Source organism: Aliiroseovarius halocynthiae (genome assembly GCF_007004645.1).
GTDB lineage: Bacteria > Pseudomonadota > Alphaproteobacteria > Rhodobacterales > Rhodobacteraceae > Aliiroseovarius > Aliiroseovarius halocynthiae.
Genome location: NZ_ML660020.1, coordinates 268843 through 292748 on the forward strand (window position 1 = coordinate 268843; position 23906 = coordinate 292748).

General features: G+C 58.3%; 19 protein-coding genes. 8 read left to right on the forward strand and 11 right to left on the reverse strand.

What is annotated here, in order from left to right:
• The first annotated feature begins 8 nt into the window (after positions 1-8).
• From FIL88_RS10255 to FIL88_RS10270, 4 genes are all read left to right on the forward strand, one after another.
• Positions 9-788, forward strand: a complete 780-nt coding sequence (locus tag FIL88_RS10255; protein ID WP_142853756.1) for an ion transporter — start codon at positions 9-11, stop codon at positions 786-788.
• A gap of 1 nt (position 789) precedes the next feature.
• On the forward strand, positions 790-1875 hold the full coding sequence (locus FIL88_RS10260) for a BMP family ABC transporter substrate-binding protein (protein ID WP_142853757.1): 1086 nt from the start codon (positions 790-792) through the stop codon (positions 1873-1875).
• Between the two features lie 81 nt (positions 1876-1956).
• Positions 1957-2892: an aldo/keto reductase gene (locus FIL88_RS10265; protein ID WP_142853758.1), complete on the forward strand. Its 936-nt coding sequence runs from the start codon at positions 1957-1959 to the stop codon at positions 2890-2892.
• A complete protein-coding gene (locus FIL88_RS10270; protein ID WP_142853759.1) occupies positions 2885-3952 on the forward strand; it encodes an NAD(P)/FAD-dependent oxidoreductase in 1068 nt (355 codons plus the stop codon). The genes FIL88_RS10265 and FIL88_RS10270 overlap by 8 nt, the downstream gene beginning before the upstream one ends.
• Here FIL88_RS10270 and FIL88_RS10275 read toward each other — a convergent pair.
• From FIL88_RS10275 to FIL88_RS10290, 4 genes are all read right to left on the reverse strand, one after another.
• A complete protein-coding gene (locus tag FIL88_RS10275; protein ID WP_142853760.1) occupies positions 3949-4872 on the reverse strand; it encodes a histone deacetylase family protein in 924 nt (307 codons plus the stop codon). The two genes, FIL88_RS10270 and FIL88_RS10275, sit on opposite strands and share 4 nt — an antisense overlap.
• 24 nt (positions 4873-4896) lie before the next feature.
• Positions 4897-7578 carry a bifunctional acetate--CoA ligase family protein/GNAT family N-acetyltransferase gene (locus FIL88_RS10280; RefSeq protein WP_142853761.1) on the reverse strand — a complete coding sequence of 894 codons (2682 nt, stop codon included), beginning with the start codon at positions 7576-7578 and terminating at the stop codon, positions 4897-4899.
• A 90-nt stretch (positions 7579-7668) separates the two neighbouring features.
• Positions 7669-8070 (reverse strand): Cu(I)-responsive transcriptional regulator, encoded by a 402-nt coding sequence (gene cueR / locus FIL88_RS10285; RefSeq protein WP_142853762.1) that lies wholly within the window; start codon positions 8068-8070, stop codon positions 7669-7671.
• Positions 8067-10529 (reverse strand): heavy metal translocating P-type ATPase, encoded by a 2463-nt coding sequence (locus tag FIL88_RS10290; protein WP_142853763.1) that lies wholly within the window; start codon positions 10527-10529, stop codon positions 8067-8069. Before FIL88_RS10290 ends, cueR begins: the two co-directional genes overlap by 4 nt.
• Before the next feature lie 134 nt (positions 10530-10663).
• Here FIL88_RS10290 and FIL88_RS10295 point away from each other — a divergent pair, with 134 nt between their 5' ends.
• Positions 10664-10855, forward strand: a complete 192-nt coding sequence (locus FIL88_RS10295; protein ID WP_142853764.1) for a heavy-metal-associated domain-containing protein — start codon at positions 10664-10666, stop codon at positions 10853-10855.
• 42 nt (positions 10856-10897) lie between these two features.
• On the opposite strand, the gene FIL88_RS10300 is transcribed toward FIL88_RS10295, so the two are convergent.
• The 4 genes from FIL88_RS10300 to FIL88_RS10315 form a co-directional block, all read right to left on the reverse strand.
• Complete coding sequence (locus FIL88_RS10300; protein WP_142853765.1) at positions 10898-12712, reverse strand: ABC transporter ATP-binding protein; 1815 nt, start codon at positions 12710-12712, stop codon at positions 10898-10900.
• 1 nt (position 12713) lies between these two features.
• On the reverse strand, positions 12714-13595 hold the full coding sequence (locus FIL88_RS10305) for an ABC transporter permease subunit (RefSeq protein ID WP_246066688.1): 882 nt from the start codon (positions 13593-13595) through the stop codon (positions 12714-12716).
• 71 nt (positions 13596-13666) lie between these two features.
• Entirely contained in the window at positions 13667-14590 is a 924-nt protein-coding gene (oppB, locus tag FIL88_RS10310; RefSeq protein ID WP_142853767.1) for an oligopeptide ABC transporter permease OppB, read from the reverse strand.
• A gap of 180 nt (positions 14591-14770) precedes the next feature.
• Positions 14771-16396 carry a peptide ABC transporter substrate-binding protein gene (locus tag FIL88_RS10315; protein WP_142853768.1) on the reverse strand — a complete coding sequence of 542 codons (1626 nt, stop codon included), beginning with the start codon at positions 16394-16396 and terminating at the stop codon, positions 14771-14773.
• A gap of 373 nt (positions 16397-16769) precedes the next feature.
• On the opposite strand from FIL88_RS10315, the gene deoC reads away from it, so the two are divergent.
• The 3 genes from deoC to FIL88_RS10330 all read left to right on the forward strand — a co-directional run bounded on the left by deoC (position 16770) and on the right by FIL88_RS10330 (position 21419).
• Positions 16770-17753, forward strand: coding sequence for a deoxyribose-phosphate aldolase (gene deoC, locus FIL88_RS10320; RefSeq protein WP_142853825.1), 984 nt, complete (start codon positions 16770-16772; stop codon positions 17751-17753).
• A 10-nt stretch (positions 17754-17763) separates the two neighbouring features.
• A complete protein-coding gene (locus FIL88_RS10325; protein ID WP_142853770.1) occupies positions 17764-20115 on the forward strand; it encodes an aldehyde dehydrogenase family protein in 2352 nt (783 codons plus the stop codon).
• A 206-nt stretch (positions 20116-20321) separates the two neighbouring features.
• Positions 20322-21419, forward strand: coding sequence for a Hint domain-containing protein (locus FIL88_RS10330; protein WP_142853771.1), 1098 nt, complete (start codon positions 20322-20324; stop codon positions 21417-21419).
• A 3-nt stretch (positions 21420-21422) separates the two neighbouring features.
• Here the strand turns inward: FIL88_RS10330 and FIL88_RS10335 are convergent, their stop codons facing one another.
• Genes FIL88_RS10335 through FIL88_RS10345 form a run of 3 tightly spaced genes read right to left on the reverse strand, consistent with a single transcriptional unit; the run spans position 21423 to position 23742 of the window.
• On the reverse strand, positions 21423-22100 hold the full coding sequence (locus FIL88_RS10335) for a DUF1523 family protein (protein ID WP_142853772.1): 678 nt from the start codon (positions 22098-22100) through the stop codon (positions 21423-21425).
• A gap of 8 nt (positions 22101-22108) precedes the next feature.
• Positions 22109-22378 carry a hypothetical protein gene (locus tag FIL88_RS10340; RefSeq protein WP_142853774.1) on the reverse strand — a complete coding sequence of 90 codons (270 nt, stop codon included), beginning with the start codon at positions 22376-22378 and terminating at the stop codon, positions 22109-22111.
• Positions 22378-23742 (reverse strand): DUF6638 family protein, encoded by a 1365-nt coding sequence (locus tag FIL88_RS10345; protein WP_142853775.1) that lies wholly within the window; start codon positions 23740-23742, stop codon positions 22378-22380. The genes FIL88_RS10340 and FIL88_RS10345 overlap by 1 nt, the downstream gene beginning before the upstream one ends.
• Between the last annotated feature and the right edge of the window lie 164 nt (positions 23743-23906).

A 23906-nucleotide genomic window follows, 5' to 3' on the forward strand; every position in this document is an offset into this window, starting at 1 on the left:
GCAACCACATGACCAAAGCCGACATTCAGGACATTCTTGACGGACACAAACCGCTGGGCGGTGTGAATGTCGCGCGTGTCATGGATGTGCTGATCCTGTTGTCGGCCATTTCCATCAGCCTTGAAACCATGCCCGAACTGCCAGATCATCTGCGCGGGCTTTTGTTCAAATTCGAGGTGCTGCTGCTGGTGATCTTTGCCGCCGAGTATGTTCTGCGGCTTGTAACATCCCCGCGCCCATTGCGCTATGCCTTCAGCTTTTGGGGACTGGTTGATTTCCTGTCTTTCGCCCCGGCCATCGCACTTCTGACACCGCAATGGCAGGTCGTGCGCACGTTCCGCCTGCTGCGCCTCGTCCGACTGTTAAAGCTTTTCCGGGGCAGCCACGCGATGGAACGACTGGTTGTCGCCTTCCGTGCCGTCCGAGGCGAACTTATGATTTTCGGCGTCATCGCGGCGCTTATGCTTTATGTTTCCGCAGTGGGAATTTATATCTTCGAGCATGACGCGCAGCCGGAAGTCTTCTCGTCTATTCCCAACAGCCTGTGGTGGGCGGTCGCCAGTTTCACAACCGTGGGATATGGCGATATGTTTCCCATCACCGCAGGGGGACGGATCTTCACAACTTTCGTCCTGTTCATCGGGCTGGGTGTGATTGCCGTGCCCTCTGCCATCGTCACAACTGCGCTTCTTGAAAGCGAAACCAACATCCAGCGGCGGCTTCGGGAAGACCGCGAAAACGCCGCTGATGAAACCGATAATTCTGCTCAAAACACCAAGGGAGATTAACATGCGTGTATTGAAATCACTTCTGGCAACGGCCGCGTTGGCGACCGGATTGGCCGGGGCCGCCATGGCCGAAGACAAGACCAAGGTCGGCTTTATCTATGTCGGCCCCGTGGGTGACGGCGGCTGGACCTATGAACATGATCAAGGTCGTAAAGCTGTCGAAGCTGCCTTTGGCGATAAGGTTGAAACCGTCTATGTGGAAAGCGTTTCGGAATCGAACGCCGAAGGCCCGATCACGCAAATGGCGCTGTCGGGTGTGGATCTGATCTTCACCACGTCGTTTGGTTTCATGGATGCAACCGTGGCCGTGGCCGAGAAGTTCCCGAACGTAAAATTCGAGCACGCCACCGGATACAAGCAAGCCGACAACGTATCGGTCTATTCGGCCCGCTTCTATGAAGGTCGTGCCGTTCAGGGTCACATCGCAGGCAAGATGACCAAGTCGAACATCATCGGCTACATCGCGTCGTTCCCGATTCCGGAAGTTATCCGTGGCATCAACTCGGCTTACATCCACGCCAAGAAAGTAAACCCGGACGTTCAGTTCAAAATCATCTGGGCCTACACTTGGTTTGATCCGGCCAAAGAAGCCGACGCTGCCAAGGCTCTGATCGAGCAAGGCGCAGACGTAATCCTGCAACACACCGACTCGACCGCTCCGCAGGCAGCTGCAAAAGAGGCTGGCAACGTTGTCACCTTCGGTCAGGCTTCGGATATGGGTGACTACGCCCCCTTCCCGCGCGTCTCATCGATCATCGATGATTGGGCACCGTACTATGTGGCCCGCACCCAAGCCGTGATGGACGGAACTTGGGAAAGCGTCTCGACCTGGGACGGCATCGGCGCTGGCATGGTCGGCATCGGCGAGATCTCGGACGCTGTTCCAGCAGGCGTGAAAGCCGAAGCAGAAGCTCTGCGTGACGCGCTGGCCTCGGGTGAATACCACGCCTTCACCGGCCCGCTGAACAAGCAGGACGGCAGCGTATGGTTGGCAGAAGGTGAAACTGCTGCTGACTATGGCGACAACGGTCTGGCTGGAATGAACTTCTATGTTGAAGGCATCGACAGCGAGATCCCGTCGAACTAATCCGACCCGGATCCAAAGCTTTCGGACCTCGCCTTCGGGCGGGGTCTTTTTCTTTTCAAACCATCGTGGCAATGTCGCGCCATGACCGATCTGATTTCCCTTGATGGCACCCCCGCACCGCGCTTTGCATTTGGCACAATGCAGTTTGGCGGCACCGCCGACGAAACCGCCTCGCGCACGATTTTTGACGCTTGCATTGACGCGGGCATCACCCATTTTGACACGGCCAATCTGTATACGGGTGGCGCATCCGAAGAAATTCTAGGGCGGTTGATTGCGCCGATGCGCGAACGTCTGATTATCGCAACCAAGATCGGCTATGATGCGCCCGACACAGTCGCGGCCCTGCGTGCGCAATTCGATACATCCCGAACCCGGATGGGGCTGGATGCAGTGGACGTCCTCTATCTACATCGGTTCAATCCAAACCTTGCAATGGACGCCCAGATCGAACTGCTGGCCGAACTTCAATCGAGCGGGCAGACCCGATATCTGGCACTGTCCAACTTTGCCGCATGGCAAGTGATGAAAGCGCAGTCGATCGCGCAAAATCTCGGCACGAAAATCGACGTGATCCAACCCATGTACAGCCTTGTGAAACGTCAGGCCGAGGTCGAACTTCTGCCTATGTGCGCGTCCGAGGGTATGCTGGCGGCAACCTACTCTCCGCTGGGCGGGGGGCTGTTAACCGGAAAATATGCCAAAGGTGGCACGGGCCGATTGTCGGAAGATCATCGCTATGCCGCGCGCTATGGTCTGGACTGGATGCACAAGGCTGCGGAAGCGTTGCCCGAAATTGCGCGCGAAGCGAACATGCACCCGGCAACACTTGCTGTGGCCTGGGTGGCAGGCCACTCGTCCAGGCCTGCACCCATCCTGTCGGCACGATCGTTAGAGCAACTGCAACCGTCTTTGGACGCGTTGTCGTACGAGATGCCCACCGACCTGCGCGCACAGCTATCCACCCTGACGCCAACCCCTGCCCCCGCAACAGATCGGATCGAAGAAAATGGATGATTTCCTGATCATTGGCGGCGGCGTCGCCGGAACTTCCGCCGGGGCGCGTCTGGCAAAGCTGGGCCAAGTACGACTTCTGGAAGCCGAGGATGCGCTGGCCTATCACGCCTCGGGCCGGTCGGCTGCTCTGTTTGAAGAAAGCTATGGCACCCCCGCTGTGGTGGCGATGAACCATGCCTCGCGCCGCTATCACGAGGACGCAGGATACCTGACGCCACGTGGGCTGATGGTGGTTGGGGCCAAGGGGCAGGATGCGCAACTGGTCGACGATCTGAACAAGATGAAATTGGACGCTATCAGCGTCGACGAGGCGCGTGCATTCATGCCGATCTTGAACCCGGATGCGCTCTGCGGCGCTGGCTATCACTCCGATGCGCTGGACATCGACACCGATCGGCTTGTGCAGGGATACGCTGGTGATTTGCGTACGAACGGAGCCATCGTGACCGGCGCCAAGGTCACAGCGATCACAAAAAAATCCAATGGCTGGCAGGTCGAAACAGCAAAAGGGGTGTTCCAGGGGCGCCACTTGGTCAACGCGGCCGGGGCTTGGGTGGACGACGTCGCCACAATGGCAGGCGTGGTCCCAATCGGTATCCGCCCCCTGCGCCGTTCGATGGCGCGCATCCCCGCACCGGGTGGGCTGGACGTATCCGGCTGGCCCATGGTGCTGAACGCGGGCGAAACGTGGTATGCGAAACCCGATGCCGGCGCGTTGATCGTATCACCCGCGGATGCAGAATTGACCACGCCCCACGACGCGTGGGCCGATGACATGGTGCTGGCCGAAGGGCTGGCGCGTTATGAGGAAATGGTGACTGAACCCGTCACCCGCGTGATTTCGAACTGGGCAGGTCTGCGCAGCTTCACCCCCGACGGCAACCTTGCCATTGGCCCCGCTGCGGATGATCCAAGCTTCATCTGGTTTGCCGGGCAAGGCGGCTATGGCATGCAGTCCAGCCCAGCAGCGTCGCAGTTGCTGGCAGATATCGTGGGCGGCACCCCGTCCGAGCTGGACGCAAAGACTGTCGCCAGCCTAGCCGCCGCGCGGTTTGGTTAACCCAAAAGAACGTCCAGATGCTTCACGACTGAACGCGCCAGCACGTCTGGCTCGTACCCACCTTCCAGCATCGAAACGATCCGACCCTCGGCGAATTCATCCGCGATGGATTTCAGCTCGCGCGTGACCCATTCATAATCCGCGTCCGTCAACTGCACGCTGGACATGTCGTCAGCGACATGGGCATCAAAGCCAGCAGAGATAAACACAAATTCCGGTTTGAAGTCGCGTAGATGCGGGATCCAGTGGCCTGACACGGCCTCGCGGAACTCCGCGCTGCCTGCACCGGCAGACAGGGGGATATCGACAAGGTTGTCGGTCTCTTTCTCGTGACCGGTGAAGGGATAGAATGGATGCTGGAAGCTGGAACAAAACAGCACGCGCGGTTCCGCTTTGAAGATTTCTTCGGTGCCATTGCCGTGATGCACATCGAAATCGATGATCGCCACGCGCGACAGCCCGTGCGCTTCAAGCGCGTGGGCCGCGGCCACCGCGATATTGTTAAACAGGCAAAACCCCATCGCCTTGTCACTTTCCGCATGGTGGCCGGGCGGGCGGACCATGCAAAAGATCGGGTTGGCTTCCTTGGACATGACCAGATCAACACCCATGCAGCCCGACCCGGCGGAGCGTTCGGCTGCACGCAGGGTGCCCGGGCTCATCACGGTATCCCCATCCACCTCGACGCTTTCCATCCCCTGCCCAGGCGCCAGCGCATAAACGCGATCCAGATAGTCGCTGTCATGCACACGCTCTAACTGCTCGCGGGTGACCAGCGGCGCATCGTGATGGCGCACCACATAATCCATACCCGACATGATCAGCTGATTATTGATCGCATCCAGCCGCGCCTTGCTTTCCGGGTGCAATGGCCCGGCGTCGTGGTCACGACATTCGTTGTGCGAAATGATGGATAGCATTTGCTCTCTCCCCCCAATTCCTTCTCAAAGCCAGCGTTCGACGATGACCACATCGCGATCATCGGGGTCTGGCCGCTGGGTAAAGCCCAGCTCTTTCATCAGGCGTAACATCGGGTCGTTCTTCTTCAGAACCGTCCCTTCAATCACGTCCAATCCGTGATCCTGCGCCGCGCTGAACAATCCCTTCATCAGACGTGTCCCCAACCCCTGATGCTGGATCCGGTCCGATACGACGACTGCAAATTCACAGCTTTTCTGATCCGGGTTGATCACATAGCGTGCCACTCCAACCAACACGTCCTTTCCATCAATTTCAGCCATGGCACACAAGGCCATTTCGCGGCGATAATCGATGGCGGAAAACTGGGCCAGCATTTCGGGGCTCAGTTCGTTCACCGACCCCATGAAGCGCATCTGCTTGGCCTCCGGTGACAAATCACGCATGAAGGATTGCAGATACTCGGCGTCTTCTGGTCGAACCGGTCGGATTACAAGCAGCGTGCCGTCCGACAGATATGCCTCGCGTGCCAGATGGCGCGGATAGGGGTGGATGGCCATATGGTCATAGGGACCGTCTTTGGCAGGTGCCCGCTGGATCGAAATACGCGCATCCACTGCCAGAACACCATCCGGGCTGACAAACAACGGATTGATGTCCAGCTCTGTGATCTCGGGCAGTTCGCTGACTATGATAGACACGCGTTTCAGCACGTCGACCAGCGCATCGCGGTCGACAGCATCGGAATCGCGGAAGCTCTCAAGCGCTTTTGAGACGCGCGTTTTGTTAATCAGCCGTTCGGACAGAACCGCGTTCAGGGGTGGTAACGCGACCGCGCTGTCCTTCATGACCTCAACCATAGTGCCGCCAGCACCAAACAGAACAGTGGGGCCGAATACCGGGTCGCGACTGGCGCCGATCACCAGCTCGCGCGGGTCTTTCAAACCGGCCATCGGCTCGACTGTGACTCCACTGATCTGCGCGTCGGGCCTAGCGGTCTTGGCAGATTTGACCAACTCGTGAAACACCCGAGAAACCGACGTCGCATGCGCCACGTTCACACGCACCCCACCCACATTGGTTTTATGCGTGATGTCGGGCGAGGAAATTTTCATCGCGACCGGATAGCCAACGGTTTCGGCAGCGACCAAAGCCTGCGAGGGCGTCGTCGCCTCGATCGTCATGTTCACGGGGATGTTGAACGCTTTCAGCAACGCTTTGCTTTCCGTGTCAGACAGCATTTTGCGCCCTTCTGACAGGGCAGATGCAATGATCAACCGCGCACCGTCCAGGTCCAACCCCTTCTCGAATGCACGGGCGCGGGGGACTTCCAGCGCAAGTTTGCGGTTACGTCGGTGTTGCACCAGATAGCTGAACCCCTCGACCGCACGTTCAGGTGTTTGGAAGTCCGGCACACCCGCCTTGGATAGGATCGTACGGGCCTCGGCCACGGACGGCTCACCCAGCCAGCACGCCATGACGGGTTTCTTCCGCCGCTGGGGCAGTGCATCCACAACGGCCTGCGCCGTGGCCACGGGATCAGTCATGGCTTGCGGCGTTAGCAACACCAGAATGCCGTCATTGTCGGGATCCGAAAGCGCTGCTTTCACGGCAGCCGAATAGGTCGCCGCGTCGGCATCGCCCAAAATATCGACGGGGTTGGCGTGGCTCCAATATGCGGGCAGAACCTTGTCCAATGCGGCTTTGGTCGCGTCTGAAAGTGGCGGCAAATCAATTCCCAGATCGCCCGCCCGATCCGCCCCCAGCACACCCGCACCACCACCATTGGTGATGATGCACAAACGATTACCGCCAACTTTTCGCGTATTCGCCAGCACTTCGGCCGCTGCGAAAAGCTGGCCCAATGTGCCAACCCGCACCGCCCCGGCACGTTCAAGCGCTGCGTCGAACACATCATCCGATCCGATCAACGCACCCGTATGCGTATGCGCCGCTTGCGAGCTGGTCGCATGGCGCCCCGATTTCAGCACGATCACCGGTTTCAAACGCGCGGCACGGCGCAGGGCCGACATGAAATTCTGAGCGTCCTTTATGCCCTCGATATACAGCAAGATAGCATCGGTGCGCGGGTCCATCGCCAGAAAATCCAGCACATCGCCAAAGTCGATATCAGTAGAATTCCCCAAGCTGACCATCGCCGAGAAGCCCGAATGGTGCGGCCCAGCCCAATCCGCAATCGCCGAGACCAGCGCCCCGGATTGCGACACAAATGCCAGCCGTCCCTTGGGCGGGTCTGCGCGCAGAAAACTTGCATCCAACCCAAGCCATGGACGCACCAGACCAACGCAATTCGGCCCCATGAAGCGGATGTCGCCCTTGCGCGCCGCCGCGGCGACCTGCGTCTCGTAATCCTTGCCCCGCCCATCACCTTCGCCGAAACCCGCCGACAGGATGATGGCGGATTTCACGCCGGCCTCGGCGCAATCGCGCATGATGCCGGGAACGGTTCGCGCAGGTGTGGCAATCACTGCCAAGTCTACCTCGTCGCTCACATCCGAGATGCGCGCGTGGCAGGGGGTGTCCCCGATGCTCTTGTGCTTGGGGTTAATGGGATAGAGCGGGCCGTCGAAACTGCCTGCGATCAGGTTACGCCACGCCATCGCGCCGACCGAGTTGCCGGTCGGGCTGGCACCGAACACGGCAACCGAGGACGGATCAAACAGTGGGGTCAGCGGGCTTTTGTCCATCGGATAGATCCTTGAAAGGCGGCGCGATACACGCGCCCGGAACATGGGTTCGGGTAAACGCCAACAAGACTGCGGCGTCTTTGATTTGCCTCAAGCTTTTACCGATGACGTGGTTTCAATGCCTTTAAGGATCGGGCAATCGGGGCGGTCATCGCCTGCACAGGCCTGTACAAGATGTGACAGCGTATCGCGCATGGCAATCAGATCAGCGATTTTCGCCTCGATTTCGTTCAGATGAGTGCGTGCGATGCGTTTTACATCAGCACTGGCGCGGGATTGATCTTCGTACAAAGCCAGAAGCGTGCGGCAATCTTTGACCGCAAAGCCCAACGCACGGGCGCGTGCCAGAAAGGTCAGTTTGTGCAACTCGGTCTCGCCGAAAACGCGATAGCCGTTGGTGTCACGTGGCGGCGTGACCAGCCCGATCTCTTCGTAATAGCGAATGGTTTTTGCAGGCAGGCCAGTGTGTTTGGCGGCGTCCGAGATGTTCATGTGGCCTCCTTCAGTGTGGGCTTGATAAACCGCAGACGCAGGGCATTGGTCAGCACCAGGACCGAAGACGCAGCCATGGCCCCTGCCCCCAGCATTGGTGATAATAGCACACCCCAGATGGGATAAAGCACACCGGCAGCGACGGGCACCAAGGCGACGTTATAGCCAAACGCCCAGAACAGGTTCTGGCGGATATTGGTCATTGTGCGGCGGCTGACCTGAAGTGCGTTGACCACGCCAGACAATGCGCCCGAGGACAGAACCACATCCGCCGCCTCGATGGCCACATCCGTACCGGTGCCGATGGCAATCCCCACATCCGCTTGAGCCAAAGCGGGGGCGTCGTTGATGCCGTCGCCGACGAAGGCAACTTTCAGACCTTGGCCCTGCATCTGGGCGATCGTGTCCAGCTTTTCACCGGGGATGACGCCCGCCACAACGCGGTCCAAATGCAGCTGGCCTGCGATCGCTGCTGCGGTGGTCGGATCGTCGCCTGTGATCATAGCCAGCTCTTTTCCCGCGTCACGCAATGCGTCAAGCGCTTCAAGCGTATCGGGTTTTACCGGATCCGCGACACCAATCAGAGCGGCAAGCTGCCCATCATGGGCTGCGAAAAATACGGTCTGACCGTCCGCGCGCATGGGATCGGCCCGGTCGACAAGATCCGTCAACGCCACCCCCTCGCGTGCCATATATTGTTGTGATCCAATCAACAGACGCGTGCCTTCGGCGTCGGCGGACAGGCCAAAGCCCGTTTCGGTTTGGACATTGCTGACCTTTGCTGGGATCAGCCCACGGCCCGTTGCACCAGACAAGATGGCTTGCGCAAGCGGGTGCTCGCTTTGTGCTTCAGCGCCAGCGATCAACGATAAAAGCGTGTCTGCAGCCTGCCGCTCCGTCACCTCAAACGCCACCAGCTTGGGCCGCCCTTCGGTCAACGTGCCAGTCTTGTCGAACGCCACCACGTCCACCGATTGCAGCGCCTGAAGCGCATCCCCGCGCCGGAAAAGCACACCCAGCTGAGCGGCCCGTCCAGTCCCCACCATAATCGAGGTCGGCGTGGCCAGACCCATCGCACAGGGGCAGGCAATGATCAGGACAGAGACGCCCGCGACCAGCGCAAGACCCAATGCCGGATCGGGGCCAACCAGCAGCCACACAGCGACAGTCAGTGCAGCCACAGCCATCACAACCGGTACGAATACAGCCGTTATCTTGTCTACCAGCGCCTGAATAGGCAGGCGCGCTCCCTGCGCGTCTTCGACCATCCGCACGATCTGGGCCAGCATCGTGTCCGGGCCAACCGCGGTCACCCGTGCCTTCAGGGCGCCTGTGCCGTTCACCGTGCCACCCGTGATCGGACTGCCCTTGGCTTTCGCGACTGGGATCGGTTCGCCGGTGATCATGCTTTCATCGACAAGGCTTTCACCCTCGATAACCTCGGCATCCAAGGGCACGCGTTCTCCCGGGCGGATCACGATGACCTCGCCCGTAATGACCTGCGCAACGGGGCGGTTCATTTGCTGGCCGTCGACATCGACGATGGCCTCATCCGGCGCAAGCTCGACCAGCGCGCGGATGGCTTCGCCGGTGCGTCCTTTGGCACGGGCCTCCATCCAGCGTCCCAGAAGGATAAGGCTGACAATGACTGCGGCGGCTTCGAAATACACGTTCACGGTGCCCGGGGGCAGAATGCCCGGGGTAAGGACCGACACAACCGAATAGAGATAAGCGGCGGAAGCCCCCAACGCGACCAGCGCGTTCATCTCGGGTGCGCCACGAAGAAGGGCCGGAATGCCCTTGGCAAAGAACAGGCGACCCGGGCCGAACAAGACAATCGTCGTCAGGATCAATTGAAGCCAATGCGACACCCCCTGCCCAATATTGTGCATGACCCAATGGTGGAATGGCGGAAAGAGGTGCCCGCCCATCTCGACCACGAAGACTGGCAAGGTCAGGGCTGCGGCCAGCAACGCTTTGCGCTTCAACGCGCGTGCCTCGTCCGCTTTATCGCGCGGCCCGGCAGAACTGCCGTCAGTGCGCGGCGCGGCCGGAAACCCTGCCTTGGAGATCTTGGCAGACAGCAGATCAGGCGTGACCGATCCGGTCAGGAAGGTCACAAACGCTCGTTCCGAGGCAAGATTGACCCGCGCGTCCAAAACGCCCGGCGTGGCTTTCAGCATCCGCTCGACCCGACCCACGCAGGCAGCGCATGACATGGACCGCACATCCAAAACCACCGTGTCCCGCCGTGCGGGATAGCCGGCGCGATCAAGGGCGTTTGAAAGAACTTCGGTTGTCGCGGGCGCAGCAAAGGAAACCCGCGCAGTTTCCGTGGCAAGATTGACAGGCGCGGCATCGACCCCGTCGACGGCTGCCAAGGCACGTTCAGCCCGCCCGACACAGGATGCACAGGACAGGTTTTCCAACTCAAGCGACAGGGATTTCAGGGCGGCCATGGGATTCTCCGAAGGTTCGCCTGACAGATAAGGGTTCTAGTTACTGGAAGGTCAAGAGGTCACATCATCTTTGTCGCATTGACCCATCCGTGATCCGCGCTATGCAAGGAAAATCAAAACCTAAAGGACCGTCCATGACCACTTTCCACATCCCCGATATGAGCTGCGGCCACTGCAAAGCCGCGATCACCGATGCACTGGAACGGTTGGGCGAGGTCACGTTTAGCTTCGACATGGATGCCCGCGAGGTGCAGCTGGACGGGCTGGAGCCCGCCGCCGTGATCGATGCTTTGGACGAAATCGGGTTCCCGACGTCGGTCAGGTAAGGAAAGTAAAGGCGGCGCAGTCACCCGCGCCGCCCGACAATCTTACGCCTGAGGGGTCAGGCGATGGATGTCCTCGATCGAGTCGTGCTCCTGAACGACATGACCGGGGGCCACTTGTGTCATACCCGGCATCTCGACCGAGCCCTCTTCAGGCTTGCGGCTGGGCAGGAAACGCCACATCGCGCCTGGGTCCATCGGCGAAGGCAATTCGCCCGGCAGACGGATACGCTGGCGCGAGGCCTCGACCTTGGGGTCAGGCACCGGCACCGCCGAAATCAGCGACATCGTGTACGGGTGCTTAGGATCATCAAAGATCTGATCGCGCGAGGCCATTTCGACCACCCGCCCCAGATACAGCACCATGATGCGGTTCGAGATCGAGCGCACCACCGACAGGTCATGGCTGATGAACAGCATGGACATGCCGAATTCAGCCTGAAGATCCTTCAACAGCGTCAGGATCTGCGCCTGAATGGATACATCCAACGCGGATACAGCCTCGTCACAGATGATCAGGCGCGGCTTGTTGATCATGGCGCGCGCAATACCGACACGCTGGTTCTGACCACCGGACAGTTCGTGCGGGTAGCGGTTGATCATGTTGGCCGAAAGACCCACACGCTCCATCATATCCGCAACAACCTCAAGCCGCTGGGTTCGTGTCAGGCCGGGCTGAAACTCTTTCAGCGGCTCTTCAATCGAGGCCGAAATGGTCATGCGCGGATCAAGGCTGGCCAACGGATCCTGAAACACGATCTGCAAATCCTTGCGATGCGGCTTCAGTGAACTTTTGGACAGCCCCACCAGATCGCGCCCCAACCAAGCGACCGAGCCTTGCGTTGGATCGATCAACTGCAACACAGCGCGGGCCAGTGTGGATTTGCCACAACCGGATTCACCCACGATACCCAGCGTTTCACCCTCGGCCAGATCGAAAGACACGCCACGCACGGCACGCAGCGGCAAGGTTCTGGGGATCAGGCCGCCGGGCTTTTTCACGTCGAACGTGACCTCGACATCCGTCACATCCAGAACGGTCCCCGCATCGGGCGAGATATCCGGGCGCACGTCGTCGCCGTCGATGCGCGGCATCGCCGACAGAAGCTCTTGCGTATAAGCCTCTTGCGGGTTCGAGAAGATCTGATCGGTTGTACCGCCTTCGACAAACTGACCGTGCCGCATGACCTGCACATCGTCACACATACGGGCCACGACGCCCATGTCATGGGTGATCAGTGCAATCGCGGTGTTCTCCTCGGTCTTCAGCGTATGCATCAGGTCCAGAATTTCCGCCTGCACGGTCACGTCCAGCGCGGTCGTCGGCTCGTCTGCGATCAGCAGTTTGGGTTGGTTCAGCATAGCCATAGCGATCATGACACGCTGACGCATCCCACCCGACAGCTCGTGTGGGTACTGACCCAGACGGGCGCGGGCTTCGGGAATGTGGACACGGTTCATCCAGTCTAGACACAGCTTCTTGGCCTCTGCTCCACGAATGTTGGAATGCAGGTTGAGCATTTCCTCCATCTGGATGCCGATTTTCATATGCGGCGTCAGGGCAGTCAGCGGATCCTGAAAGATCATGGACATGTCACGGCCACGGATCTGGTTCAGCTCATTTTGCGAGCGGCCCAGAATCTCTTGCCCTTCAAGCATCACCGACCCCGAGGTGCGTGCGTTCGGGGCCAAAAGCCCCATCGCCGCCATGAAGGTCTGGCTTTTGCCAGAGCCGGATTCGCCCACAACCCCCAGACATTTGCCCGGCTCGATATCCAGCGATATAGACTTCACCGCCTCGACCGTGCCGTCCATGGATTGAAAGTTCACATTGAGATCACGAATTGAAAGCAGCGCCATGTCAGCGGTCCTTTGGGTCAAGGGCGTCGCGCAGACCATCCCCGATGAAGAAGAAACAGAAGATGGTGACGACGAAGAAAAACAGCGGGAAGGCCAATTGCCACAGCATCCCATAGTTCATGGTCTTCGTGCCTTCGGACAGAAGCGCGCCCCAGCTTGTGAAGGGTTCTTGCACACCAAGGCCCAGGAACGAAATGAAGCTTTCCGTCAGGATCATCTGCGGCACCAGAAGCGTCGCGTAAACCACCACAACGCCCAGCAAGTTCGGAACGATGTGGCGCAGAATGATGCGCCATGTAGGAACGCCGGTTGCGACTGCGGCTTCCACGAACTCGCGGTTTTTCAGGGACAGGGTCTGGCCACGTACGATGCGGCTCATATCCAACCATGCGGTCAGGCCGATGCCGACAAAGATCATGGTGATCGAACGGCCCGCAACGACAAGCAGCAGGATCAGCACGAACATATACGGGATCGACATGAAGATATCGACCAGACGCATCATGATGCTATCCACGCGACCACCAAGATAGCCCGCAGTTGCACCATAGATCGTTCCGACGACCACCGCGACAAGCGCGCCAATGACGCCCACCGCCAGCGAGATCCGCGACCCTTGAACGACGCGGTTATACAGGTCACGGCCATTTTCGTCGAAGCCAAAGAAATGGCCATTCGACAGCGACGGCTGGCCAGCATTGGCAACGTTGCCAAGGATATCCCAGTCGATCGTCTCGATGTCATATTCGCTGATACTCTGCCCGAAAATCGAGAACAGCACGATCAGTGTCAACAAGACGACCGAAACCATAGCCGCTTTGTTTCCGATAAAACGACGACGCGCATCGGCCCAAAGCGAACGCCCTTGGACGTTCTCGACCATGCGTTCGGCAGCATCGGCGGTTTTGGGCTGCTGGAAGGGTTGAGCAAGTTTATCTGTCATGATCTTGCCCCTCACAGACGGATCTTGGGGTCGATCCACGCATAGAGGATATCAACCACCATATTGAACAGGATCGTCATGGATCCCAGAAGGATTGTCAGGCCCATCATCACCGCATAGTCGCGGTTGAAGGCAGCATTCACATAGAAATAGCCAATGCCTCCGGTGCCAAAGATCGCATCAATGATGAACGATCCAGTGACCATTCCGACAAAGGCCGGGCCCAGATAGGATACGACGGGCAGAAGCGAAGGCTTCAGCGCGTGACGCCAGATGATCGTGCGTTCGGGCAGGCCTTTGGCACGTGCGGTCCGAATGAAGTTCGAGCGCAAGACTTCCAGCATGGACGAACGCATCAGACGCGCGATCGAGGCCATATAGCTGGTCGAAAGCGCGATAACTGGCATAATGATGTGCTGCCATTGACCGCCGTTCCAGCCGCCACCGGGCAGCCAGCCCAGCCACAGCGTGAAGACAAGGATCAGGATCGGCGCCATGACAAAGTTCGGCAGCACCTGCGCGCCGATAGTCACACCGACCGCGAAGTAATCCAGCCAACTATTCTGGCGGATCGCCGCCGAGATACCCAGCGCGCCGCCAACGATGATCGCCACAAGGAACGAAATCACGCCATAGGTCAGCGTCACCGGGAAACCCTGTGCGATGATGTCATTCACAGACCGGTCTTTGTATTTATAACTCGGACCAAAATCGAACTGGGTCAAGATACCCACGACATAGTCCCATAGCTGCTTGTATACGGGCTGATCCAGCCCATACTTCGCCTCGATATTGGCGAGGACCTGCGCTGGCAGGGGACGCTCTGAGGTGAACGGCCCGCCCGGTGCGGTCTGCATCAGCCAGAATGAAGCGATCAGAAGAATGATAAGTGTCGGGATCGCGACGGCGATCCTGCGTATGATGAAGTTGAGCATCTTTACCCCTGAGATGTGCGAACGCAAAATCCAGTGTAGTGTCTGTGCGACTTCCGGATGGCGACGGATACGCGCCATGGGTGAAGTTGACAATATACGCTTTGGTTTGGATTTGATACGCAGATGCGGATGGGGCACCGCAGCCGATGCGCGGTGCCCCTATTTCGGAACGGATCCGGGTTACTTGGCGACCTTATACAGGTCTTTCGAGTACCAGTTCTGTTCAACATTGTTCACCGGCCAGCTGCCGACGATCTCGGGGCTCAGCATATAGTCTTCCGAGTAGTGGTAGATCGGGATGATCGGCATATCGGCGGCGATGATTTCCTCAACCTTCGAATAGTTCGGCTGCGGATTGTCCATCGTCTTGGCGTCTGCCAGCAGGCTATCGACCATCTCGTTCGCGTACTTGGCGTCGTTATAACCCGATCCCGACTGAACCAGATCCAGGAAGGTGGACGCTTCGTTATAGTCGCCACACCAGCCAGCGCGCGCGACCTCGTAGTTCTGCTCGCCGCGAGTGGTCAGATAGGTTTTCCATTCCTGATTCTCGAGAGTAACCTTCACACCAAGGTTCTGCTTCCACATCTGGCTAACCGCCAAGGCGATTTTCTTGTGGGCTTCCGAAGTGTTGTACAGCAAAGTCAGGTCGATCGGGTTGTCCGCGCCATATCCAGCTTCGGCCATCAGTTCGACCGCTTTTGCGTTACGCTCATCTTGGCTCCAGCCAGCATAGTCAACAGCAGGCACTTCGAAGCCAGCGGTTGCGCCCGGAGTGAAAGTATAAGCCGGGATTTCGCCCGCCTGCAGAACTTTCTCGGTGATCACATCGCGGTCGATCGCATAAGAAAGCGCCTGACGCACACGTACATCTTTCAGGAACTCAGGCGCGCTGTCCGACACGTTGATCGTATAGTAATACGAACACAAACGCGGGAAGATAACGGCTTCTTCTGGATGGCTCTGCTCCAGCGCCGGATATTGGCCAGCAGGGATCTCGGTCCGGTCCAGCTCGCCTGCCTGATAACGGGTCAAGGCGACGTTCTCGTCGTTGATCACCAAGGCAACGGTTTTGTCGATGATGGTGTTCTCATTGTCCCAATACATCGGGTTACGTTCGCGCACCGAGCGCTCGTTTGCCACATGTTCTGTCAGCGTGTAAGCGCCGTTCACAACGATGTTCTCAGGTTTAATCCAGTCCGTGCCGTGCTCGTCAATGGCCCATTTAGGTGCCGGGAAGGTCGACGCGTGCGTGGTGGTTTTTGCGAAGTAAGGCAGCGAACTTGCCAGCGTCACTTCCAGAGTGTGGTCATCAATGGCTTTCACCCCCAGATCAGACAAAGGCGCTTCACCTGCCATCACTGGACCAGCATTTTTAAGGTTCATCACCTCAACATACCACTGATACTCAGAAGCCGTCGCCGGATCGGCCAGACGTTGCCAAGCATATACAAAGTCCTGTGCGGTCACAGGCTTGCCGTCGGACCATTTAGCATTGTCACGCAGCGTGAACGTATAGACGGTTTTGTCGTCGTTGGTGGAATAGCCAGTGGCCACGCCCGGCACCAAGTTGCCGTCTTTGTCTTGGTTATAGAGACCTTCGAACAGGTCGCGGACGATCTCCGAACCTGAAACGTCTTCTACGATCTGCGGGTCGACCGAGGTGTGTTCGTCCAGAACCCGATAGGTGAAGGTCTGGTCTTCAGCCAGCTTTTCGCCTGTGGTCGGGTGCATCTTGTCTGCGAAGGCCGGGCCCGCTAACGCAATGGCCGAACCCAGCAGGGCAGCTTTGATCGAGATGTTCATGAAAGTTCTCCCTAGTCAGTTTTACAGTAGGACAGGTAGATTCTGTTTGTTCAGGAACCACGAAAGACTCAGGTCCTGTTCTCCTGTCGATGGAGCATCCTAAGCGCAAGACTAAGTTGGAAACAACCGTTTACGGCGCGACAAGACATCCACCCATGTTCCCCGTTTTTTCGGCGTTATTACCACATCTTTTCGTCGTTATGACGGGCAACATCGTCAATTCAACGGTTGTTTGCGTCACCACCTCTGACGTAACGGTGATTATTGCCATTCGGCGTTTCGCATGCGACCATTTGGTAAAACTATGAACACATCAAATGCCCAAGGGGTGAAATCCGTGAAAAGCGAACCGCAGGTATCCTCGGACGAGGGGATGAAAGCGTCGTCTGACCAGCTGCCGCAGCTGGCCTTGCCACGCAATCCAGGGATGGACCTGGATATGAACTGGGTGCGGGCTGTACAAGCCAACACATCCGCCATTGAACGTCGCTGTGCGTCCCTGTCCGGGCGACGCAGTGTGAAGAAAGCGCATCAGGCCGCGTGGCTTCTGAAGGCGATCACCATGATCGACCTGACCACCCTTTCGGGCGATGACACCGAGGGCCGCGTACGTCGCCTGTGCGCCAAAGCCGCTCAGCCCGTTCGCCCCGAGATCATGGCCACCTTAGGTATGGAGCCGGTCACGACAGGTGCCGTCTGCGTCTATCACGATATGATCGAGACCGCCGTCTCTCAGCTAAAGGCGCTTGGAGCATCGATGCCTGTGGCCGCCGTGTCGACAGGTTTCCCGGCTGGCCTTAGCCCCTATCACCTGCGGGTCGAAGAAATCCGTGAAAGCGTGCGCGCCGGTGCCGAGGAAATCGACATCGTTATCTCACGCCGCCATGTGCTGACCGGCAACTGGCAGGCCCTGTATGACGAGATGCGCGACTTCCGCGAGGCTTGCGGCGAAGCCCATGTCAAAGCCATTCTGGCGACCGGAGAGCTGGGCTCCTTACGCAATGTCGCGCGTGCCTCGCTTGTTTGCATGATGGCGGGTGCTGATTTCATCAAGACCTCGACCGGCAAGGAAAGCGTCAATGCCACCCTGCCCGTCAGCCTTGTGATGATCCGTGCCATCCGCGATTACTACGACGCCACCGGATATAAGGTAGGCTATAAGCCCGCTGGTGGCATCTCGAAAGCCAAGGACGCGCTGGTTTACCTGTCGCTGATCAAGGAAGAGCTGGGCGATGACTGGCTGAACCCGCACCTGTTCCGCTTCGGCGCAAGCTCGCTTCTGGGCGATATCGAGCGCCAGTTGGAACACCACGTGACCGGCCACTACTCGGCCACCTACCGCCATCCGATGGGTTGAGGAATACGACATGACCGTGAAAGAGATATTCGAGACGATGGATTACGGGCTTGCACCGGAAAGCGCCACAGAAGCGTTGGATTGGATCAGCGCGCACAATGGCGCGTTTGGGCTTTATATCAATGGTGCGATGACCGCACCGGGTGCGCTGTTTGACAGCCGCAACCCAGCAACCGGCAAGGTATTGGCGCAGGTCACGCAGGCCAGCGCTGATGATGTGGACGCTGCTGTCGCTGCCGCCCGCAAGGCGCAGAAAGGCTGGGCCGCGCTGCCCGGCCATGCCCGCGCGAAATACCTGTATGCTCTGGCACGTCTGGTGCAGAAGCATTCGCGCCTGTTTGCGGTGCTGGAAAGCATGGATAACGGGAAGCCAATTCGTGAAAGCCGCGACATCGACATCCCGCTGGTGGCCCGCCACTTCTATTACCATGCTGGTATGGCGCAGCTTCAAGATGCCGAACTTCCCGACCGCGAGGCTTTGGGCGTCTGTGGCCAGATCATCCCGTGGAACTTCCCGCTTCTGATGCTGGCGTGGAAAATCGCGCCTGCGATCGCGATGGGGAACACCGTGGTGCTGAAACCTGCGGAGTATACCTCGCTGACTGCGCTTCTGTTCGCTCAGATCTGTGACGAGGCTGGCCTGCCCAAAGGCGTGGTGAACATAGTGACCGGCGACGGTCAGGTGGGCGAAGCCATCGTCACGCATGACGACATCAACAAGATTGCCTTCACGGGCTCGACCAATGTTGGGCGTCACATCCGCCGCGCAACCGCCGGATCAGGCAAGTCTCTGACGCTGGAACTGGGGGGTAAGTCGCCCTATATCGTCTTTGACGACGCCGATCTTGATTCAGCTGTCGAAGGTCTGGTCGACGCGATCTGGTTTAATCAGGGACAGGTCTGCTGCGCAGGCTCGCGCCTGATTGTGCAGGAAGGCATCGCGGATCGCTTCTACACCAAGCTGAAAGCTCGGATGGGCAAGCTGCGCATTGGCGACCCGTTGGACAAATCCATCGACGTAGGCGCGGTTGTGGACCCGATCCAGCATCAGCGCATCACCGATATGGTGAACGCAGGTGCCGCGGAAGGCGAGCTGTACCAAGCCCCCTGCCCACTTCCGGATCAGGGCTGCTTCTATCCGCCCACGCTGATCACCGGGCTATCCTCGGCCTCAACTCTAATGCAGGAAGAGATCTTCGGCCCGGTTCTTGCCGCAACCACTTTCCGCACGCCATCAGAGGCGGTCGAGATCGCCAACAACACCCGCTATGGGCTGGCAGCCTCGGTCTGGTCCGAGAATGTGAACCTGACGCTGGATATCGCGCCGAAACTGGTGGCTGGCGTTGTTTGGGTGAACGGCACCAACATGTTTGATGCGGCAGCTGGCTTCGGCGGCGTCCGCGAAAGCGGCTTTGGTCGCGAAGGTGGATGGGAAGGGCTGCAGGCATATACCAAGCCACGCGGTAAAGCCGTGGCGGTAAAGCCCATCGCTCCGATCGCCGCCCCGAAAGACGCCAAAGTGGACGCGCTGGACCGCACCGCCAAATTCTATGTCGGCGGCAAACAGGCGCGGCCTGATGGTGGTTATAGCCAAGCGGTCTGGTCGAAGTCCGGCACGCTTCTGGGCCATGTGGGCATTGCCAACCGCAAAGACATCCGTAACGCCGTGGAAGCGGCGACGGGTGCCAGCGGCTGGGCAAAAACCACCGGCCACGCGCGCGCGCAGATCTTGTATTATATCGGCGAAAACCTGTCCGCCCGTGCGGACGAGTTCGCCGCGCGGATCGACGCCATGACAGGCGGCAAGTCCGGCAAGACCGAAGTCGAGGCCGCAATCTCGCGCCTGTTCACCTATGCGGCTTGGGCTGACAAGTTCGACGGGGCCGCCAAGCCGGTTCCGATGCGCGGTGTTGCGCTGGCGATGAACGAACCGGTCGGTGTGATCGGCGGGTTCTGCCCAGACGAAGCACCGCTTCTAGGTCTGGTATCGCTAATGGCCCCGGCAATCGCCATGGGCAACCGCGTGATCCTGGCCGCATCGCAAGCTTATCCGCTGGCGGCAACGGACTTCTATCAGGTGCTCGAAACCTCGGATCTTCCGGGCGGCGTGGTGAACATCGTCACCGGTGATCACGCAACGCTGGCCGCGCCATTGGCGGGTCACTTGGGCGTCGACGCCGTCTGGTCGCATTCCGGCGCAGATATCTCGGCCACAGTCGAGTTGGAGAGCGCAGGAAACCTGAAACGTAGCTGGGTCAACAACGCCCATGCGCGCGACTGGATGGGCACCGATGGCGAAGGAAAATCCTTCCTGGGTCAGGCAACCGAGGTGAAAACAGTGTGGGTACCTTACGGAGAGTAATTGGATCACTACACTGCATGAGATAATTTCAGGCCGGACCTTTGGATATTCGGCCTGGAACACGCAATTGTTATCTATTCTCTACCAAATTTCTCTATTTCTTACGAGATTCACTACTGATTTAGCACTGATCATGTATAGATGCGCTCTAAGCAACTTATTCAGTTGCTGTTGGGGAACACTTATAGAGCAAACTGAGGTAGGCAATGCCGACCACATTCAATGTAATTTCACTTGGGGTCCAAACATTAATTGACCCAACGGAAGGCAGCGACACAATCGAGAACGCTTCGGCCCTAGTTGGTTTGACCGTAGGTGCGCTTGGTGATCCGTTGCTAGATAATTTCGTATCGTTATCGTCGGCCGGCGCTGGGTTCACTGGCGGCAACAACACGGCTTACGACAACAACAATAACAACTCGGACGACCAGTTTTCGATCGACGGCGGCCCTGCGCAAACCTTCGATGCGGTGGCCCCTTACAACGCTACGATCACCTTTACCGACGGCACAACAGCCAACGTGACCGCTGTCGTCTTTCAGGACACGGCTGGCAATACATACCTAGCGCCCGAGTTTTCTTCAAATGCGGATCAGGCATTGTATGAATCCGGTGCATTACGGTCGATCACCTTGGACAGCCTGATTGGCGGCACTTACTCGGGCCTGACCGGAACACGTCAAGCGTGGAACTTTGTGACGTGCTTTGCGCAAGGCACGGGAATTCTGACACCGGATGGTGAGGTTTCAGTAGAACAGCTGTCTCCGGGGGATAAGGTTTGCACCCTTAACAGCGGCGACCAGACCATACGGTGGGTTGGCATTCGAAGCGTTCCGGCGATCGACAAGCTGGCCCCAATACGGATCAAAGCGGGTGCTTTGGGTCAGGGCCTGCCAAAACAGGACCTTTGCGTGTCGCGCCAACATCGCATGTTGTGCCGGTCCAAAGTTGCGAAACGGATGTTTGACACACCCGAAGCACTGATCTCGGCCAACAAGCTTACGGTGCTATCCGGTGTCCGGCAGGACGACAGTTTTGGATGGATTACGTATTGCCACATTCTGTGTGACACTCATGAAGTGGTGTATGCCAACGGAATGCCCGCGGAAACTCTGTATCTGGGCACACAGACTAAGCACAGCATGACGCCCGAGGCACTTGAAGAGATCCGCGCGATTTTTCCCGAGCTGGTCGAGGGCGCGAAACCGCCCACACCTGCCCATTTCATGCCCGGCAACGCACCGCAGCGCAATTTGATGCGGCGCCTGCGCAAAAACAGGCACCCCTTTTACGAGACGAGCTAGCGCTTACTTACTGCGCCAGCTTCCCAGCCAACGCGAGAACCGGCCCTTGGCCTGATCAGCGCGGGCATCGACGGCGTCCCATGCCTCGCTTGCGTCTTGCAATGCAGGGTCAATGGACCGTTGGCGGAATTGACGCCAAAGCGCCCGTACGAATCCCAGTGCGATAGCAACGAACAGGAAGAAGAAGATGTTGAACCAAGGGATAATGGTCACGTCCGGCCCCGCAACGGGTCGAATAGCCACTGCATTTGGGAAGGTCGAAATCAGTTCGTTCCGCCATCCGTAATGGGTGATCACGGCCCATTTCGGCTCTTCCGCAGTCGAGCGCAGGTCGTCGACCTCGGTCTGAAGGCTGGCGGTGTCGAATTTGAAATAGAAGGGCCACGACCAGCCGGTATCTTCGTTACGATACACCATGACTTCGTCCGCATCAGTGCGGATGAAACCCAAAAGGTAGGTCTTCTTTTTAACGGTCTGGATGAACTGAACATCGCGGTTGATCAGCCCGCTGGCCTGATCATCTGGTTTCGACCAGAAAATCCGAGTCCAGTCGCCAAGGTCCTGCCGCTCTTGATAGGTGTTCACAACGCGGACGACGTCATGTTGCGGCAACGTGTAATGCAGCACGCCAAACAGGATCAGTGCGATCAGGCTGCGGATGATGATACGGAAACGGCGCATATTGAACCTCAGTTAATAAGAATAATCGACAGCAGAACCAGAAGAGCGGGCACGACATAGACCAGCAAGATCAACTTGGGGCGAAAGCTCTTCTGATAGTCCGCCATCCCCTCGCGCAACCATGCCTCGCGGTCGCTTTCATTCCCGTCGGGATGATCTTCCAGCCATTTCTCTTCCAGCTTTTCCAGCCGGACCGAACGGGAGTACAGGCTGACCAAGACATACACGATGCTTAGCCCAATGAACCCAAACACGATCAGTCGTAACGCAGCAACCATTAACCCCTCCCCTTAACAGCGCCCCATGGGCCAACCATTTCGATCACCTGCTCGCGCGTACGCTTGCGCGATGTGCGCGGCACTTTAAGGCTTTCCTTGCGCCCACCAAACAGCTTATCCCGCGCACCGGCCTTATTTGCCATATAGTCACGATGCAGGAATTCTGCCACAAATTCGCGCTTTTCGTCAGGCCATGTGGCGTAGGAAGCATAGAAAAGCTCTTTATGGCATATAAACAGCTGGCGGAAATCCATCGGAGCCAATTCGGACAGCAACCGGTTGATCAGATCGCGATCCGGGTGGTCAGGGCGTGCGCGCAGAGTATAGAAATACGCCGGGTGACGGCTGTCAATCCGGGGCCACTGCCCGCCGGCCTCGGCCCAGCGCACCAGTGCTGCCAGCCCGTGGAAAGCCTGCGGAAGATCCCGCCCCATGCGTTGCGCCACATGTCGCAACGTGCGCGAGGACATGTCGCCTAGCTCCATCCCGGCCGAGGTTGCGGCGTCCACCAAAATGAACTCCATCTTCTGACGCAGAATGCGCGCGCCAACTTCGCCACGCGAGGACACCAGCGGTTCGACCAAATCGTTCTTGCGCAGAAAACTGGCGATCCGGTTGGGTTCAGTCGTGTCGATAAACGGCAGACGCGGGAACCGCTCCATCCGGTCCTTGTCGCCCGAAACCACCACGCAGGGGCTTTCCACATCACGGAAGATGTACAGCCCGCCGAAATGCGCGGTCCAGAAGTTCCCCTGCTCGTATTCCTGCACGCCCAGATCAACCGGAACCTTGGTCACGTCCCCGGTTTCGCGAGCCAGATCAATCATCTGAGCAATCAGATCGTCATCATACCACGCGTTCGGCGCGGTCTGGAAATGGTCGATCTTCTCGGCCAGCTCGCGGGCGTTTTTGACGTGGCTTTGGGTCGTGTCGGCCTCGATCACGATCTTGCGGATGTCAAAGAGACGCGCGGGGTCCGAGATGTCGTAGACCGAGTTCATCAACTCGCCCGCCACCGCGTCATGGGCGGTCAGGGCAAAGAGCTTCGCCTCGTTATCCGCAATGAACTGCCGCAAGATCCCGCGCGAGGTCGAGAACATGGCACCCAACAGCGGCGCCTTCTTCTGGTCCACCGTCAGAATGATGAACTGCCGGTTGCAGCCATTGGGGTTGAGGTAGAGCGGGTCTTTGAATTCCTCGCCAATCTCGGGCGAAAAACCAGAGACATCGATATGAAATTCTTTAAGCTTTGTTTGCTTGCCCGCCAACCCCTTGAGCGCACGGTTATACCGCTCGATCAGCGCAGGGCTGTCGACCCGGATCAAATTGCCAAACATAAGGCCGCGTTGGATGAGGCGTTTCATTCAAAGCTCTCTTTCGCAATGTGCATCTGAAAACGTTTCCACAGAGCATACAGCATCACCGGGATCCAAAGCCCCAGCAACCACATTGACCATCCCCAATTCTCGATAGCTTCGCATTTGTTCGTAGTTGTTAGAAGCTCAGGGCAGAAGGCCCCTGCGGAATA

What these genes read in the sequence shown, in the direction of transcription:
- FIL88_RS10340 (WP_142853774.1), bottom strand. Translation starts at nt 22,378, where the DNA reads ATGGTTGCTGCGTTACGACTGATCGTGTTTGGGTTCATTGGGCTAAGC.
- FIL88_RS10295 (WP_142853764.1), top strand. Translation starts at nt 10,664, where the DNA reads ATGACCACTTTCCACATCCCCGATATGAGCTGCGGCCACTGCAAAGCC.
- FIL88_RS10280 (WP_142853761.1), bottom strand. Translation starts at nt 7,578, where the DNA reads ATGGACAAAAGCCCGCTGACCCCACTGTTTGATCCGTCCTCGGTTGCC.
- FIL88_RS10315 (WP_142853768.1), bottom strand. Translation starts at nt 16,396, where the DNA reads ATGAACATCTCGATCAAAGCTGCCCTGCTGGGTTCGGCCATTGCGTTA.
- FIL88_RS10290 (WP_142853763.1), bottom strand. Translation starts at nt 10,529, where the DNA reads ATGGCCGCCCTGAAATCCCTGTCGCTTGAGTTGGAAAACCTGTCCTGT.
- cueR (WP_142853762.1), bottom strand. Translation starts at nt 8,070, where the DNA reads ATGAACATCTCGGACGCCGCCAAACACACTGGCCTGCCTGCAAAAACC.
- deoC (WP_142853825.1), top strand. Translation starts at nt 16,770, where the DNA reads ATGAAAGCGTCGTCTGACCAGCTGCCGCAGCTGGCCTTGCCACGCAAT.
- FIL88_RS10345 (WP_142853775.1), bottom strand. Translation starts at nt 23,742, where the DNA reads ATGAAACGCCTCATCCAACGCGGCCTTATGTTTGGCAATTTGATCCGG.
- FIL88_RS10260 (WP_142853757.1), top strand. Translation starts at nt 790, where the DNA reads ATGCGTGTATTGAAATCACTTCTGGCAACGGCCGCGTTGGCGACCGGA.
- FIL88_RS10300 (WP_142853765.1), bottom strand. Translation starts at nt 12,712, where the DNA reads ATGGCGCTGCTTTCAATTCGTGATCTCAATGTGAACTTTCAATCCATG.
- FIL88_RS10305 (WP_246066688.1), bottom strand. Translation starts at nt 13,595, where the DNA reads ATGGTCGAGAACGTCCAAGGGCGTTCGCTTTGGGCCGATGCGCGTCGT.
- FIL88_RS10335 (WP_142853772.1), bottom strand. Translation starts at nt 22,100, where the DNA reads ATGCGCCGTTTCCGTATCATCATCCGCAGCCTGATCGCACTGATCCTG.
- FIL88_RS10330 (WP_142853771.1), top strand. Translation starts at nt 20,322, where the DNA reads ATGCCGACCACATTCAATGTAATTTCACTTGGGGTCCAAACATTAATT.
- FIL88_RS10325 (WP_142853770.1), top strand. Translation starts at nt 17,764, where the DNA reads ATGACCGTGAAAGAGATATTCGAGACGATGGATTACGGGCTTGCACCG.
- FIL88_RS10265 (WP_142853758.1), top strand. Translation starts at nt 1,957, where the DNA reads ATGACCGATCTGATTTCCCTTGATGGCACCCCCGCACCGCGCTTTGCA.
- FIL88_RS10275 (WP_142853760.1), bottom strand. Translation starts at nt 4,872, where the DNA reads ATGCTATCCATCATTTCGCACAACGAATGTCGTGACCACGACGCCGGG.
- FIL88_RS10255 (WP_142853756.1), top strand. Translation starts at nt 9, where the DNA reads ATGACCAAAGCCGACATTCAGGACATTCTTGACGGACACAAACCGCTG.
- FIL88_RS10270 (WP_142853759.1), top strand. Translation starts at nt 2,885, where the DNA reads ATGGATGATTTCCTGATCATTGGCGGCGGCGTCGCCGGAACTTCCGCC.
- oppB (WP_142853767.1), bottom strand. Translation starts at nt 14,590, where the DNA reads ATGCTCAACTTCATCATACGCAGGATCGCCGTCGCGATCCCGACACTT.